This is a genomic window from Mesorhizobium sp. BAC0120 (assembly GCF_033542235.1).
GTDB lineage: Bacteria > Pseudomonadota > Alphaproteobacteria > Rhizobiales > Rhizobiaceae > JAWRCU01.
On the sequence record NZ_JAWRCU010000015.1, the window covers coordinates 21040 to 35478 of the forward strand.

Here is a 14439-nt window from a genome sequence, read left to right on the forward strand (position 1 = left end):
GGGGGCTCTGCGGGGCGCCAAGCGGGCGAAGCTTGAGTCATGAACACGAGCCTTCCCGGCCATGCCGAGATCGTCGTGATCGGCGGGGGCATCATCGGCTGCTCGACGGCCTATCATCTTGCCCGCGACCACAGGGCGGACGTGGTTCTGATCGAGCAGGGCAAGCTCACCTCGGGCTCGACCTGGCACGCGGCCGGTCTTGTCGGTCAGTTGCGATCGTCCGCCTCGATCACGCGCGTGCTCAAATATTCGGTCGACCTCTACAAGGGGCTCGAGGCCGAGACAGGGCTCGCGACCGGCTGGAAGATGACCGGCTGCCTGCGCCTGGCGACCAATGAGAATCGCTGGACGGAGTTCAAGCGGCTCGCCACCACGGCGAGGAGCTTCGGCATGGAAATGCATCTGATCTCGGCAGCCGAGGTAAAGAGAATGTGGCCGTTGATGGAGACCGGCGACCTTATCGGCGCTTCCTGGCTGCCGACCGACGGCCAGGCGAGCCCCTCCGACATTGCCCAGTCGCTCGCGAGGGGCGCAAGGATGCATGGCGCGAAACTGTTCGAGGATGTGCGCGTCACCGGCTTCGAGATGAAGGACGGCCGCATCGTCAAGGTCAAGACGACCCGGGGCGACATCGCTTGCGAGAAGGCGGTCAATTGCGCCGGCCAGTGGGCGCGGCAGGTCGGCGCTTTGGCCGGCGTCAACGTGCCGCTCCAGCCGGTCAAGCATCAGTACATCGTTACCGAAAGGATCGAGGGCCTGGCCCCAGACGCGCCGACCATCCGAGATCCCGACCGCCGCACCTATTTCAAGGAGGAGGTCGGCGGGCTGGTGATGGGCGGCTACGAGCCCAACCCCGAGGCGTGGGCGACAGGTCTGCCCGGCGGCGATGTCCCGGACGACTGGCAGTTCCGGCTGTTCGATGACGACTGGGATCATTTCGAGCAGCATATGACTGAGGCTATTGCCCGCGTTCCGGCGCTCGCGAAGGCCGGCGTCAAGCAGATGGTCAATGGGCCCGAGAGCTTCACGCCGGACGGCAATTTCATCCTCGGGCTCGCGCCCGAATGCGCCAACATGTTCGTCGGTGCCGGCTTCAACGCCTTCGGCATAGCGTCGGGCGGCGGCGCCGGCTGGGCGCTCGCGGAATGGGTGGTGAACGGCGAGGCGCCGCTTGACCTCTGGACGGTCGACATCCGCCGCTTCTCGAACCTCCACCGCGACCGCGACTGGGTGCGCGAGCGCACGCTGGAAGCCTATGGCAAGCATTACACCATCGCCTTTCCCCATGAAGAATATGAGACCGGCCGACCGCGCATCGTCTCGCCGCTTTACGAGCGGCTGAAGAAGCACCGCGCGGTCTTCGGCTCCAAGCTCGGCTGGGAACGGCCGAACTGGTTTGCTCCGGAGGGGGTCGAGCCCAAGGACGTCTATTCCATGGGCCGGCAGAACTGGTTCGGACCGGTCGGTGAGGAGCACCGGCATGTGCGCGAGAAGGTCGGCATTTTCGACCAGTCGTCCTTCGCCAAATACGAGCTTTCGGGAAAGGATGCGCTGAAGGCGCTCGACTGGATCTGCGCCAACGACATTGCAAAGCCTGCTGGCCGGCTCACCTACACGCAGCTCCTCAACTCGCGCGGCGGCATCGAGGCCGACCTCACGATCGCGCGGATTGCGGAAGAGCGCTTCTACATCGTCACCGGCACGGGCTTCCGCACGCATGATTTCGGCTGGATCAGCGACCATATAGGCAGGGGACTCGACGCCAGGCTCGACGACGTGACGGAAGAGTTCGGCACATTGTCGCTGATGGGGCCGAAGGCGCGGGACGTGCTTACCGGCGTGACCGGGGCCGATGTCTCCAACGCCGCGTTCCCATTCGGCCATGTCCGCGAGATCGCGATCGCCGGTCAGACCGTGCGCGCGCTGCGCGTCACCTATGTCGGCGAGCTCGGCTGGGAATTGCATGTGCCGATCGGCGCGACCGGCAAAGTCTTCGATGCGCTGATGGAGGCCGGCAAGCCATACGACGTTCGTCCGGTCGGCTACCGGGCGCTGGAATCTCTGCGCCTCGAGAAATTCTATCGCGCCTGGGGCTCGGACATCACGCCGAATGACACCCCCCTGGAAGCTGGGCTCGGCTGGGCCGTGAAGCTCAGCAAGGACAAGAATTTTCTCGGCCGCCGCGCGCTGGAGGGTATGAAGGACGCTGCGCCGACCAAGCGGCTAGTTGCCTTCACGGCGGCAGATCAGGGCGTGGTGCTGCTCGGCCGCGAGACGATCCTGAGGAACGGCGAGCCGGTCGGCTACCTCACCTCGGGCGGCTACGGCTACACCGTCGGCGCCAATATCGGCTTCGGCTATGTGCGCAACGGCAACGGCGTCACCGATGCGTTCCTGACAGACGGCGAATATGAGCTGGTGGTCGCGATGCAGCCGGTGAAGGCGGAGCTTCACTTGCAGCCGCTGTATGATCCCAAGGGAGAGCGGGTGAAGGGGTGAATGGCAAAGGCGGCCCATGTGACGCGGCGCTGGTGATCCCCTGCCGCTTGTGGGCAGGGTGGGGGTGCCTCGGCTCTTACCTTGACAGGTCAGCCGAAGCAGATGCCAGCCTCTCTGGCTTGGATTGGCGCGCCCCGCACCCCCCTCTGTCCTGCCGGACATCTCCCCCCAAGGGGGGAGATCGAACGGCCGCCTTGGTTTCGCAGATCGCGAATCTTGGAGAATGGCGAAACCCTCGATGACAGCCAATCTCCCCCCTTGCGGGGGAGATGTCCGGCAGGACAGAGACAGGACAGGGGGGGTACTGTCCCGCCGACCCTATCCGTCGCACCTCCCAAATGCGATTGCCCTGCCGTTTCACGGGGGCAGCGCCAACGATCAAACTTTATGATTGGTACCAGCCTCGACGACAGCTTGGCCGGTGAAATGCTCCTCGAATTCTCGCCTCAGCTCATCTTCCTTTTCGAGATAGCGGGCAGAAAAGTGCATCGGGAAAGCCCGCGCTACACCGGCTGAGCGGGCGATGTCGCCCGCCTGTGCTGCGGTCAGGTGGCGTCGCGACGCGGCCAGCTCGCGATCCTGATCCAGGTAGCCGGCCTCGATGTAGAGCCGGTCGGCGTTCCGCGCGAGATTGACGGCGGCCGCTACATTCTCCGGCGTGTGGGCTAGGTCAGTCGCATAGGCGATCCGCTGGCCGGGCCCGATATTGAGGGCGTCCGCCTCGGTCAGCTCATCCAGCGAGACCTGGCGGTCGCCAACCGTGATCTCGGTCTCCGGCGGATCGCCGCGCCTGACCAGATGCTTGGCCTTGGTCAGCCAGGGGCCGACCGCCAGGCCGAGTTCGTCGAGACGCGGCTTGTGGACGTTGACCCTCATCTTCTCCTGGAATGCAAAGGCCAGGGACGGGATTCCGTGGTCGAGCATCGCTCCCTCGACGAGAAACTCCGGATCGTCCAGCAGGATACCGGCAGCGGTTTGCGGCGGCTCCGTCTCTTCGCGCGCGAATGCTCTTCGAGCCCTAAAAAGGCTCTGCCGGACAAAGCCGGCGGGCGTCCAATCGGCGACGGAAAGGCTGAGGTCGGTCGAGTGGGCGCCGAGCAGGTTCCAGGTATACGCCTTGAGCTTGGCCTCGACCGCGTCCCCGATGCCCGGCGGACCCGTCAAATGGAGGCTGACGGGCTGATACAGCACCGAGCGGAGCAGCCGGTCGAAGCCTGCGAAGTGGTCCATATGCATGTGCGAGACGAACACATGGCTCACGCGCACGATCTCGCGCGTGGAAAGCGGCGTGAGGTAGCCGAGGTCGAAAAGAAGCGCCCGCCGGCGGAATCTGAAATCCAGGAAGAGAACGGGATCGGAGAAGGGTTCATTTACGAGCTTCGGCTGGATCAGATCAGGCACGGACCTTGCTCCGAGGGAAGGCTGATGAGGCGAGGCCGGCGCGGCTTGCGAACGGTCACGGCAGGGCGACGGCATGCCCGCATAACTTGTCTCAAGGGTGGAAAACCTATCGCCTCACGCGTAAAGAGGCCACCCTGCCACCAAGGGAGAAGTTGAGATGGATAAGAGGGCCGATCAGGAGCACTGGTCCCGCTTTGCCGACGAATGGATCGCCTGGGCGCGCACCCCGAACCATGACGCGTTCTGGTCTTACCGAAGCTCTCTCGCCAAATTTGTCGGCCGCGGCAGCGGCGAAGCGCTGGATGTCGGCTGCGGGGAAGGGCGCGTTTCGCGCGAACTGAAAGCGCTGGGATACCGCGTGACGGCCTGCGATCCCGTCGCGGATTTCATTGCTGCCGCCGAGGCGGCCGATTCCGCGCACGAATATGTGGTCGCCAGCGCGATCGACCTTCCGTTCGAGGCCGGCAGCTTCCCATTGGTCGTCGCCTACAACATGCTGATGGACGTCGAAGATGTTCCCTCGGCGCTGAAGGAGATCAGGCGCGTGATGCGCCCGGCGGGCGAACTGATCATCTCGGTCGTCCATCCGCTCGCCGATCATGGGCGGTTCGACGGGGACGAGCCGGACGCTCCTTTTGTCGTCAAAGCCAGCTACTACGGGCGGCAGCGTTTTGAAGACGTGGAAGAGCGCAATGGTCTCAAGATGCATTTTGCCGGCTGGTCGCAGCCGCTGGAAGCCTATGCGGCCGCGCTCGAGGCGGCTGGCCTGGCCATAACGTCTGTCCGCGAGCCTGTGCCGACCCCTGGCGAAGGCCCGAGCCACATCGAGAGATGGTCGCGGTTCCCGCTCTTTCTCTGGCTGAAGGCACGTCCTCTGGCGTGAGGCTGGACGGGGCGATCGCCTATGAGGTCGACCCCCACTCCGGTTCGCTTCGCGAACCACCTCTCGCCCGTCGCGATCGCATATGGAAGGCGCGGCGCTGGTGCCCCCTCCCCATAAGGGCGAGGGGGGCACCAGCGCCGCGCCATATGCGATTGCCCTGGGCCGGTCGGAGCGAAGCCGCCCGTCGCCCTCACGCCATAGGCCGTTCACGAGCCGGGCTTGAACGCCTGGAAGAGCCCGACATCGATTGAGTGGCTCCCGTCCGGCTCGGTCTCGTAGTGGCGCGTGGCGATCTCCGAGACGGAGGTCTGCAGCGCCCTTATGGCGTCGACCTGGACCTTGGGCGTTCCGATACGCTCGACCCAGCTCGCGAAATCGAGGCGCAGGCGGAAATGACTGGTCGCGCGCACCAGGAGCCCGGCGCCGGCGAGCGAGGCTTCCCACTCGGCGCGCGAATAGTTGCGCACATGCGAGCAGTCACGCAGCATCTCGAGCGTCTGGAAATACGTGTCGAGCAGCGGCACGCCGGGCGACACGCTGTCGATGAAGACCGCCATGCCGCCAGGCTTGAGCACTCGGGCCGCTTCGCGCAGGCCGGCCCCGAAGTCCCGCCAATGATGCGCGCTGAAGCGGCTCAACGCGATATCGAAGCTGGCATCGGCGAAAGGGAGCTTCTCGGCCACGCCTTGCTCGGTCGTGACGTTGTCGAAGCCTCGTTCCCGTGCTGCTCGCGCCACCACCTCCAGCATCTCGGGCGAGAGGTCGTAGGCCACGACCTCGCGTACACGTGGCGCGAGGTTGAAGGTGACATGGCCGCCGCCGCAGCCGAGATCGAGCGCCCGGGCATCTTGTCGCTCGCCAATCAGCGCCGCCAGCGCGTCGAGATCGGCGCCGCGCGCATGTACGCTGCTCCTGAGATAGGCTTCGGCACGCGACCCAAACTGGCCGCCCACCAAGGTTTCGTGACTTTTTCCGTCGGACATTGCTTGCTCTCGCTGGCTCGTTCGATTGCATGCATATCAGCGGCCATGTACTGGTGTGAGGACCAATTTTATACTGGTATGAAAATCCACCATGATCGCTACGCAATCCAGGCAGCAGCAGCGCGAGCTGGGCGACTTCGTCCGGGCGCAGCGGGAGAGGCTCAAGCCCGCGGATGTGGGGCTGCCGGCGGGACCGCGGCGTCGGACCTCCGGGCTGAGAAGGGAGGAGGTGGCGCAGCTCTGCGGGCTCTCCGTCACCTGGTACACATGGCTGGAACAGGGTCGCGACATGATGCTTTCCGTGGCGGCCCTGGCTCGGCTTGCGCGAGCGTTGAGGCTTGGCCGCGCCGAGCGGGCATATCTGTTCGAGCTCGCAGGCAAGCGTGATCCCAGCCAGGGCGAAGGCGAGATCAGTCTCGTTCCTGCGGCGACGCTGGCCTCAGTCGACCTGATCGCGGCACCGGCCTACATCCTCGACCGAAGCTGGACCGCCCGAAGCTGGAACCGGCAGGCGGAGCGGCTGTTCGTGGGCTGGCTCGACACACCGGCCGACCGCAACCTCCTGCGCTTCATCTTCCTGGAACCCGCGGCCCGTTCACTGATCAGCGACTACGAGACCCGCGCCCGGCGCGTCGTCGCGGAGTTCCGCGCCGATGTCAGCGCCCATCTGGACGACCCGGCCGTGCGCCTGCTCATCACCGAGCTTAGAAGCCAAAGCCAGAACTTCGAACGTTTCTGGGACGAGCACGGGGTGCTCGGCCGCGAAGGGGGCGAGAGGACATTCAACCATCCGCAGGACGGCCTCGTGCGCTACCAGCAGGTGACGTTCATGCTTGCCGGGCACGCTGATTACAAGCTGACGATACTGACGCCGAGCTGAGCCGTCACATCCCCCATCTCAGCGCTGCCGTGTGCACCGGCGCGTCCCAGAGCCGTACGGCCTCGTCCTCGAGCATCGCGAGGGTGATCGAGCAGCCGGCCATATCGAGCGACGTCACATAGTTGCCGACGAGCGAGCGCACGATTTTGACGCCCCGCTTCTCGAACAGCATCCTTGCGCTGTTATACATGAGATAGAGCTCCATCGCCGGCGTGCCGCCGAAGCCATTAACGAACAGCAGCGCGTTGCCCTTCGCGTGCTCGCCGAGATCGCCGGTGATCGCCGTGCAGATCTCCTCGGCGATGGCGTCGGCGCTTTTGAGCTTGTCGCGGCGTCGGCCGGGCTCGCCATGGATGCCGACGCCGAACTCCATCTCGTCCTCGCCGATCTCGAAGGTCGGCTTGCCGGCTGCGGGCACGGTGCACGAAGTGAGCGCCACGCCCATCGAGCGCGTCGCTGCGTTGATCCTGTCGCCCAGCGCCTTCAGGTCGGCGATCGGCCTGCCTTCCTCCGCTGCCGCGCCGACGATCTTTTCGACGACCAGCGTGCCGGCGACGCCGCGGCGCCCGGTCGTATACAGCGAGCCCTCGACCGCAACGTCGTCATTGACGAGGATCTGCAAGGCGCCTTCCGTGAGCTCGGCCGCCATATCGAAATTCATGCGGTCGCCTTCATAGTTCTTGACGATGAAGAGCGCGCCGGCGCCGGTATCCACCGTCTGTGCCGCCTCCACCATCTGATCCGGTGTCGGCGAGGTGAAGACCTGGCCGGGGCAGGCGGCGTCGAGCATGCCGTGACCGACCAGCCCGGCATGCAACGGCTCGTGACCGGAGCCGCCGCCTGAGATCAGCGCCACCTTCCCGGGCTTGAGATTCCTGCGGCGCAGGAATTTGTGGCCCTCTCCCATCACAAGAATGTCGGAATGGGCGGCAACGAAGCCGTCCAGGCTCTCCGTCAGAATGTTCTCGACGGCGTTGATCAGCTTCTTCACGTTCTCCTCCCTGATTGCCTTACCCTCTTGCCTCGCCTACACCGCAAGCTCGGCGATTGCCGCCTTGGCGGTTGCGAGCTGCGCCGGCGCAACCGAGAAGTCGCGCAGCCCTGCCTTGAGCAGCGCAGGGATGGCGCGGGGATCGCCGCCGGCGTCTCCGCACAGGCTGACGGGGATACCGTGCTCGCGCCCGAAGTCGGCGATGAGGGCGATCAGCGCGAGCACGGCAGGGTTCTGCACCGAGTTCAGATGCGCGACATTGGCATCGTCGCGTGCGGCAGCCATCACATATTGCGTGAGGTCGTTGGAGCCGATCGAGAAGAAGGCTACATCCGCGAACCCACGAGGCGCTATCGCAACGGATGGCACTTCCAGCATGACGCCAAGCGGCGGCATTTTGTGGGGCACGCCTTCGCGTGCGAGATTGCCGGCCTCTTCTGCGAAAAGCGCACAGGCGTGCTCATATTCCTCTGGCACCGCGACCATCGGGAACATGACCTTCAGATCGCCATGCACTGCTGCGCGAAGCAGTGCTCGAACCTGCACGGAAGACGTCCTGCCGGGCGAGCGAAAGGCGGATGCCGCGCAGGCCAAGAAACGGGTTACTCTCCTTTATGGTCAATCCCGGGATCGGCTTGTCGCCGCCGGCATCGACCGTGCGGATCGTCACCGGCTTGCCGCAAGCCCATTCGAGCACCTTGCGGTACGCGACGTATTGCGTCTCCTCGTCGGGTGGGCCCTTGTTGAACAGGAATTCCGTGCGCATCAGACCGATGCCATCGCAGGTCGCAATGTCGAACGTCTCGACATCGGAGGGGGCCGCGATATTGAGCTCGATGCGCACCGGCTCTCCATTTTTCGTCATTGCAGGGCGCGTGAGGAGATCCTCGGCACGGGCGCGCCGCATCTCGAATTCGTGCGAGGAACGGCGAAAGCTCTCTATATCCACCGCGCTCGGCTTGACGATGATGCCGCCGTGCTCGGCATCGAGCAGCGCCTGCCCGTCTACGGTCATGGGCGAGCGGCCAAGCCCCACCACCATAGGCACGCCGCGCGCGCGGGCGAGCATGGCGACATGGCTCGCCGTGCTCCCCGCAGTGAGCGCAATTCCGCCGCCGCGGCTCCAATCGGTTTCGAGAAAGCGCGTCGGCGCGATGTCCTCGCCGAAAAGGATCGCGCCGGGCGGGGCATGTTTTTCCTCGCCCTCGACGAGCGCGCTGAGCACCTGCTCGCGAATGTCCCTGAGGTCGGCGGCGCGGGCGCGGAAATAGCCGTCTTCGGACGCCTCGTAGCCAGCGATCTCGGCGTCGATCGCGCTGATCCAGGCGGCGTTGGCAGCCATGCCGTCGCCGATCGCAGCGAAAGCCGGGCCAGTGAGCGCCTCGTCCTCCAGCATGGCGACCTGAAATTCCAGGATCGCTGCGCTCTCGCCGGAGGCTGTCAGGCTGAGCGTGCCGATGCGCGCGGTCGCATGCCCAATCGCCTTGCGCAGCGCTTCGGCTTCCGCTTCGCGGTCGCCCCGCGAGACGTATTCGGAATGCGAACGTTCGAGCGGGAACAGCGGGCCTTCGGCATAGCCGGGTGAGGCGGGGATGCCGGTGAGGTGGAGGCGTGAAGGCCGATGCGCGGATTCGTCAGCCACAGTCCAGCTCTCGATTCGCAGAAGACAGCGCCCTACGTTGCCCCCCTCTGTCCTGCCGGACATCTCCCCCACAAGGGGGGAGATTGGACGGCCGCTTAGGTTTCGCCAACCTCGAACGTCGAAGATTGGCGACACCAATGATGACAGCCAATCTCCCCCCTCGTGGGGGAGATGTCCGGCAGGACAGAGGGGGGCGCGACAGGGCGCCGGCCATTAACGTTAGCAGGCGCATATCAAGCCGTTCGCGCATGCGCCTCGCCCTCGTCGAATTTGCGCTCGACCAGGTCCACGAGCGCCTCAACCGCCTGGCTCGCGCCCTCGCCGGTAGCGCGGAGGTGGAGCACTGCGCCCTTGGGCGCTCTGGCCGCCATCACCTTGACGACACTTTTTGCGTCGAACCATGGGCCCTCTGCGGACAGAGCCATCTCGACGCGCGCCGGAAAGCTCTTGGCGAGCTTGGCGAGCTTCACTGCCGGGCGGGCATGGAGACCCACCTCGTTGGCGACGGTCACTTTGGCTTCGGCGGTGCCCGTCATGCATCATCCCCGTTCATTTGCCGGCGCGAGCTCATGGGCGACCGCGACCACTTCCGTCAGCGCCGCGCCGCTCGAGGCTTCGGTAGCTGCCACCACGGCACCCTCGACGATCGGGGCCTTGCAGATGACGATCTTCCCCGATCTCGGCTCGCCGATCATCTCGATTGCCATCTCGCTATTGGTTTGGGCGCCGCCGAGATCGACAAGCACCGCCACGCCCGCTTCCGACCAGGCACGGTCGATGGCCGCCATGATCGCCTCCACGCTGGTGCCAAGCCCACCTCCCGGGTCGCCGCCGCACCAGGCGAGCTGCACCTCCTCGCCGACCATCTGGCGCACCAGATCGGCCGTGCCCTCGGCGACCTTGGGCGAATGCGAGACGATGACGATGCCGACATTCGTCACGCAGCGCCTCCGATGACTTCCGCCACAGCGCGGACGATCAGCGCACTCGAGCGCGCGCCGGGGTCGACATGGCCGATCGAGCGGTCGCCCAGGAAGGAAGCGCGGCCGCGGGTGGCCTTGATCGGCTTGGTCGCCACGGCCGATTCCTCTGCTATCGTGACGATCTCGGCCATCGACCTGTCGGCGGCGAACGCCAGCGCGACGGGATAGAGCACGTCGAGCATGGTCTTCTGGCCCTGCTCGGACTTGCCCCGCGCCGCCACCGCGTCGACTGCCTTGGTCAAGGCTGCCGCAAAGCTTGCGCGGTCGGGTTCGGCCGGCAGCTCCTTGCCGAGGGCGAGGAACAAGGTTCCGTAGAGCGGGCCCGAGGCGCCGCCGACCGTCATCACCAGCTTCGTGCCGACCGCCTTCAGCGCATCGGGCAGCGGCTTCTCCGCGATAGCGGCATCCGCACGCACGGCCTCGAAGCCGCGCTTCATGTTGAGGCCATGGTCGCCGTCGCCGATCGCCCGGTCGAGGTCGGTGAGCTCGTCGGCGTGAGCGGCGATCACATCCGCCACCGCTGCGATCAACCCCTTGAGATCGATGCTCGCTGCCGTCATGCTATGCGGTCATCACCTTTCCGGCCGGCGCCGCCTTCCTCCAACCCTTCCTGATGTGAGCGTAGCCTTCGCGGTAGACGGCCTCCGGGCTTTCCGCGAAATCGCGCCACACCTTGGTGGCGGCCGCCAGATCCCTCAGGCCGCGGCCGAAGGATTCGATGGTGAGCCAGCCATCATAACCGCTCCTGCGGATCGCCGCGAAGGTCTCGGCCCAAGGGATGTTGCCGCGCCCGGGCACGCCGCGATCATTTTCCGAAATGTGGACATGAACGATGTTTCGCACATGTTTGGTGTACGCGCCGATCGGATCGGCTTCTTCGATATTGGCGTGAAAAGTGTCGTACATCGCCTTGATGTTCGGATGACCGATCTCGTCGATATGGACCGACAGATCCGCCATCGTGTTGAACAGGTAGCACTCGAAGCGATTTAGTGCCTCGAGCCCGATCGTCACGCCTTTCGCCGCAGCATGGTCGCCGATCGACCGCTGTGAGGAGACCGAGCGTTTCCTCTCCGCGGCGGTGGGCCCCGTGCCCGAGAAACGGCCGAGCGTCGAATGCAGCGGGCCTGACAGGTATTTCGCTCCGAGCGCCTCGCTGCAATCGATCGCCCATTTCATGTAGTCGATGCCCTTTCGGCGTGCAGTGACAACCGGCGAGATCAGGTTCATCGACGGATCGCTCATTGCCGAGACGGCGGTGCGGGCGAGCCCGATCCGGTCGAGCATGTCGCCGAGCCGCCGGTAGTCGTCCGGCGTGCCGGTGAAAACCGGAATTTCGACGCCGTCATAGCCGGTCGCCTTGATATCCCTGAGCAGAGGCTCGTGTTTCTTGCCGACGCTCGTCGTCCACAGGAACATGCAAAAGCCGATCTTCATCGCGCAGCCCCCGCATTCCCTTCCTGCCATTTACGGGGAGGGGGTCGCCCGAAGGACGCCTGCCGCATCCGCTGCGCCTCTTTTCTCGTCAAAATCAATCGTAGTTCCTCCCCCTTGGATGCGGTTGCCGCCTTGTGCTGCACCGTAACGGAGGAATTGATCTGGTAGGACCAGATAAAAGTCAATCTGGTAGGACCAGACAGAAGTTAATAACGACTGCGTTCATTCGCTGAGACATGAGGTATAGGCTCAAACGTCTCGTCACCGGCATCTCGGCAAACCGCATCAAGCCACTGGATAGATCGTGGCATTCAGCCCAGCCGGGAACCCGGCCTCGCGCCTCACGGTTTCATGTTTGTGCCTTCTTGCCGGCCCGATGAGAGCCGACCTATTTCACCGGCGCCCTCACAATAAGAAGGAGAGAGACCAATGGCGCCAAGACTCAACGTGATCGTCGGCAGCACGCGGCCGGGCCGTGTCGGGCCGGTCATCGCCAAATGGTTCGAAGGCTTCGCGCGCGAGCATGGCGGCTTCGAGCCGGTGCTTGTCGATCTCGATGAGTTTCGGCTGCCGGTCTATGACGAGCCGAATCATCCGCGGACACGCGAGTACAAGAAGGAGCACACGGCCGCCTGGAGCGCCAGCGTTGCCGCCGCGGATGCCTATGTGTTCGTGACGCCGGAATACAATTTTTTCGCGCCGCCTTCTCTGATCAACGCAATAGACTTTGTCTACCACGAATGGGGTTACAAGCCTGCGGGCATATTGAGCTATGGCGGCGTCTCAGGCGGCCTGCGCGCCGCGCAAATGCTCAGGCACTTGCTCACCTCGGTGAAGGTGATGCCGATCCCCGAAGGCGTGATGGTCCATGTCCGCCAGTCGATCGACGAGGCCGGCAAGTTCACGGCAGGCGACATGGTGCAAGGCACCGCCAGGACCATGCTCGATGAGCTCTTGCGCTGGACCGAGGCGCTGAAGCCGCTCCGTACAAAGTAGGGTGTAGCGTTCTCTACCGCCGCTTGGTGTTGCCTGCGATCTGCACTATGTGGGTTTGAAAGCAGATCTCTGAAGAGTGCAGCCATGGCAATCACGAAAGAAGCCGTCATCGAGAAATTGAAGACGGTGCGCGGGCCGGATCTCGAAGGCGACATTGTCGGCCTCGGCATGGTCTCCGACATCTTCATCGCCGATGCCAAGGTGTTCTTCTCCATTACCGTCCCGGCGGCCCGCGCGCAGGAACTGGAACCACTGCGCGAAGCCGCCGAGCGGGCCGTGAAGTCAATGCCTGGTGTGGCCGGAGCCGTGGTGGCGCTCACCGCGGAGAAAAAGGGCGGCGGCATGGAAGCGCGCGTGCCGCCCCGCCCGGCAGCGCCGCAGCCGCGCCCCGCGCCTGCACAGGCCCCCGCCGCCCGGCCCGCAGCCCCGCAAGGGCATGGGCCGTCAGGACACCGCGAAGGCAAGCGCGGCGTGCCCGGTATCGACGCCATCATTGCCGTCGCCTCCGGCAAGGGCGGCGTCGGCAAGTCGACCACCGCCGCGAATCTGGCGCTCGGGCTTTCCGCGAACGGGCTGAGGGTCGGCGTGCTCGATGCCGATATATACGGCCCGTCCATGCCCCGCCTGCTCGGCATTCGAGGCCGGCCGCAGAGTGTCGACGGCAAGGTGTTGAAGCCGATGGAGAATTACGGCCTCAAGGTGATGTCCATGGGCTTCCTTGTCGATGAGGAGACGCCGATGATCTGGCGCGGGCCGATGGTGATGTCGGCGCTGACCCAGATGCTGCGCGAGGTCGATTGGGGTCCGCTCGACATACTCGTCGTCGACATGCCGCCCGGCACGGGCGATGCCCAGCTCACCATGGCGCAATCCGTGCCGCTCGCCGGCGCGGTCATCGTCTCTACGCCGCAGGACCTGGCGCTTATCGACGCGCGCAAGGGCCTCAACATGTTCAGGAAAGTCGACGTGCCCCTGCTCGGCATCGTCGAGAACATGAGCTATTTCGTCGCGCCTGATACCGGCAAGCGCTACGACATCTTCGGCCATGGCGGTGCCAGGAACGAAGCCGAACGTCTGGGCGTAACCTTCCTCGGGGAGGTGCCGATCGAGATGACGATCCGCGAGACTTCAGACGTCGGCGCGCCGGTCGTGGTTTCGGCGCCCGACGGGGCAATGGCGAAAGTCTATCGCGACATCGCGGGCAAGGTCTGGGAACGGCTGCAGGAGGAACGCGGCCGCGCGGTGGCCGCGCCCGCGATCGTGTTCGAATAGGAAAGGTAAGGGCCCGCCTACGCCCCGCTCACTTTTGCGTTGAAGCTCGAGAAAAACTCGCCGGCAAGCTTCTTCGAGGTGGAGGTGATGAGGCGGCTGCCGAGCTGGGCGATCTTGCCGCCAACATCGGCCTTGGCGGCGTATTTCAGCACGGTCGTGTCTGCGCCGTCAGGCTCGATGGTGACATCGGCGCCGCCCTTGGCGAAGCCCGCCACGCCGCCCTTGCCTTCGCCCTCGATCCTATAGGACTGCGGCGGGTTGAGGTTCTTGAGCTGCACGGCGCCGGCGAACTTTGCCTTGATCGGGCCGATCTTCAGCACCACGGTCGCAGCGAATTCGGTATCGGATTGCTTCTCCAGGCTCTCGCAGCCGGGGATGCATGCCTTCAGCACCTCGGGGTCGTTGAGCGCCTGCCAGACCTTCTCGGCAGGCGCGGCGATGCGTTCCTCGCCTTCAATCACCAGAGCCATCG

General features: G+C 65.0%; 13 protein-coding genes and 1 pseudogene. 5 read left to right on the forward strand and 9 right to left on the reverse strand.

Annotation, left to right across the window (positions count from 1 at the left end):
- Positions 1-39 precede the first annotated feature (39 nt).
- The gene (locus SAZ10_RS26135) at positions 40-2499 is read left to right on the forward strand and encodes an FAD-dependent oxidoreductase (protein WP_318612351.1); all 2460 of its coding nucleotides are present in this window, start codon (positions 40-42) and stop codon (positions 2497-2499) included.
- A 378-nt stretch (positions 2500-2877) separates the two neighbouring features.
- On the opposite strand, the gene SAZ10_RS26140 is transcribed toward SAZ10_RS26135, so the two are convergent.
- Entirely contained in the window at positions 2878-3900 is a 1023-nt protein-coding gene (locus tag SAZ10_RS26140; RefSeq protein ID WP_318612352.1) for a ribonuclease Z, read from the reverse strand.
- 157 nt (positions 3901-4057) lie between these two features.
- Here SAZ10_RS26140 and SAZ10_RS26145 point away from each other — a divergent pair, with 157 nt between their 5' ends.
- On the forward strand, positions 4058-4783 hold the full coding sequence (locus tag SAZ10_RS26145; RefSeq protein WP_318612353.1) for a class I SAM-dependent methyltransferase: 726 nt from the start codon (positions 4058-4060) through the stop codon (positions 4781-4783).
- A 206-nt stretch (positions 4784-4989) separates the two neighbouring features.
- Here the strand turns inward: SAZ10_RS26145 and SAZ10_RS26150 are convergent, their stop codons facing one another.
- Positions 4990-5766: a class I SAM-dependent methyltransferase gene (locus SAZ10_RS26150; RefSeq protein WP_318612354.1), complete on the reverse strand. Its 777-nt coding sequence runs from the start codon at positions 5764-5766 to the stop codon at positions 4990-4992.
- A gap of 91 nt (positions 5767-5857) precedes the next feature.
- Between SAZ10_RS26150 and SAZ10_RS26155 the strand changes: the two genes are divergently transcribed.
- A complete protein-coding gene (locus SAZ10_RS26155) occupies positions 5858-6646 on the forward strand; it encodes a helix-turn-helix transcriptional regulator (protein WP_318612355.1) in 789 nt (262 codons plus the stop codon).
- 4 nt (positions 6647-6650) lie between these two features.
- On the opposite strand, the gene dhaK is transcribed toward SAZ10_RS26155, so the two are convergent.
- The 6 genes and pseudogenes from dhaK to SAZ10_RS26185 all read right to left on the reverse strand — a co-directional run bounded on the left by dhaK (position 6651) and on the right by SAZ10_RS26185 (position 11699).
- Positions 6651-7637, reverse strand: coding sequence for a dihydroxyacetone kinase subunit DhaK (dhaK, locus tag SAZ10_RS26160; protein ID WP_318612356.1), 987 nt, complete (start codon positions 7635-7637; stop codon positions 6651-6653).
- Positions 7638-7673: 36 nt separating this feature from the next.
- Positions 7674-9279, reverse strand: a pseudogene (ptsP, locus tag SAZ10_RS26165) (phosphoenolpyruvate--protein phosphotransferase).
- A gap of 233 nt (positions 9280-9512) precedes the next feature.
- Positions 9513-9815 (reverse strand): HPr family phosphocarrier protein, encoded by a 303-nt coding sequence (locus SAZ10_RS26170; RefSeq protein ID WP_318612357.1) that lies wholly within the window; start codon positions 9813-9815, stop codon positions 9513-9515.
- A 3-nt stretch (positions 9816-9818) separates the two neighbouring features.
- The gene (dhaM, locus tag SAZ10_RS26175) at positions 9819-10220 is read right to left on the reverse strand and encodes a dihydroxyacetone kinase phosphoryl donor subunit DhaM (protein WP_318612358.1); all 402 of its coding nucleotides are present in this window, start codon (positions 10218-10220) and stop codon (positions 9819-9821) included.
- Positions 10217-10822, reverse strand: a complete 606-nt coding sequence (gene dhaL / locus SAZ10_RS26180) for a dihydroxyacetone kinase subunit DhaL (RefSeq protein WP_318612359.1) — start codon at positions 10820-10822, stop codon at positions 10217-10219. Before dhaL ends, dhaM begins: the two co-directional genes overlap by 4 nt.
- Position 10823: 1 nt before the next feature.
- Positions 10824-11699, reverse strand: a complete 876-nt coding sequence (locus SAZ10_RS26185; protein ID WP_318612360.1) for a sugar phosphate isomerase/epimerase — start codon at positions 11697-11699, stop codon at positions 10824-10826.
- Positions 11700-12128: 429 nt separating this feature from the next.
- Here SAZ10_RS26185 and SAZ10_RS26190 point away from each other — a divergent pair, with 429 nt between their 5' ends.
- A complete protein-coding gene (locus SAZ10_RS26190) occupies positions 12129-12695 on the forward strand; it encodes an NADPH-dependent FMN reductase (RefSeq protein ID WP_318612361.1) in 567 nt (188 codons plus the stop codon).
- Between the two features lie 84 nt (positions 12696-12779).
- The gene (locus SAZ10_RS26195) at positions 12780-13967 is read left to right on the forward strand and encodes an Mrp/NBP35 family ATP-binding protein (protein ID WP_318612362.1); all 1188 of its coding nucleotides are present in this window, start codon (positions 12780-12782) and stop codon (positions 13965-13967) included.
- A 17-nt stretch (positions 13968-13984) separates the two neighbouring features.
- Here SAZ10_RS26195 and SAZ10_RS26200 read toward each other — a convergent pair whose 3' ends face one another.
- A complete protein-coding gene (locus SAZ10_RS26200; protein ID WP_318612363.1) occupies positions 13985-14437 on the reverse strand; it encodes a carbon monoxide dehydrogenase subunit G in 453 nt (150 codons plus the stop codon).
- Positions 14438-14439 lie beyond the last annotated feature (2 nt).

Bases quoted from the DNA above. Each gene is read 5' to 3' on its own strand.
- SAZ10_RS26200 (WP_318612363.1), bottom strand. From the start codon at position 14,437: ATGGCTCTGGTGATTGAAGGCGAGGAACGCATCGCCGCGCCTGCCGAG.
- SAZ10_RS26185 (WP_318612360.1), bottom strand. From the start codon at position 11,699: ATGAAGATCGGCTTTTGCATGTTCCTGTGGACGACGAGCGTCGGCAAG.
- SAZ10_RS26135 (WP_318612351.1), top strand. From the start codon at position 40: ATGAACACGAGCCTTCCCGGCCATGCCGAGATCGTCGTGATCGGCGGG.
- SAZ10_RS26195 (WP_318612362.1), top strand. From the start codon at position 12,780: ATGGCAATCACGAAAGAAGCCGTCATCGAGAAATTGAAGACGGTGCGC.
- SAZ10_RS26145 (WP_318612353.1), top strand. From the start codon at position 4,058: ATGGATAAGAGGGCCGATCAGGAGCACTGGTCCCGCTTTGCCGACGAA.
- SAZ10_RS26155 (WP_318612355.1), top strand. From the start codon at position 5,858: ATGATCGCTACGCAATCCAGGCAGCAGCAGCGCGAGCTGGGCGACTTC.
- SAZ10_RS26170 (WP_318612357.1), bottom strand. From the start codon at position 9,815: ATGACGGGCACCGCCGAAGCCAAAGTGACCGTCGCCAACGAGGTGGGT.
- dhaL (WP_318612359.1), bottom strand. From the start codon at position 10,822: ATGACGGCAGCGAGCATCGATCTCAAGGGGTTGATCGCAGCGGTGGCG.
- SAZ10_RS26150 (WP_318612354.1), bottom strand. From the start codon at position 5,766: ATGTCCGACGGAAAAAGTCACGAAACCTTGGTGGGCGGCCAGTTTGGG.
- SAZ10_RS26190 (WP_318612361.1), top strand. From the start codon at position 12,129: ATGGCGCCAAGACTCAACGTGATCGTCGGCAGCACGCGGCCGGGCCGT.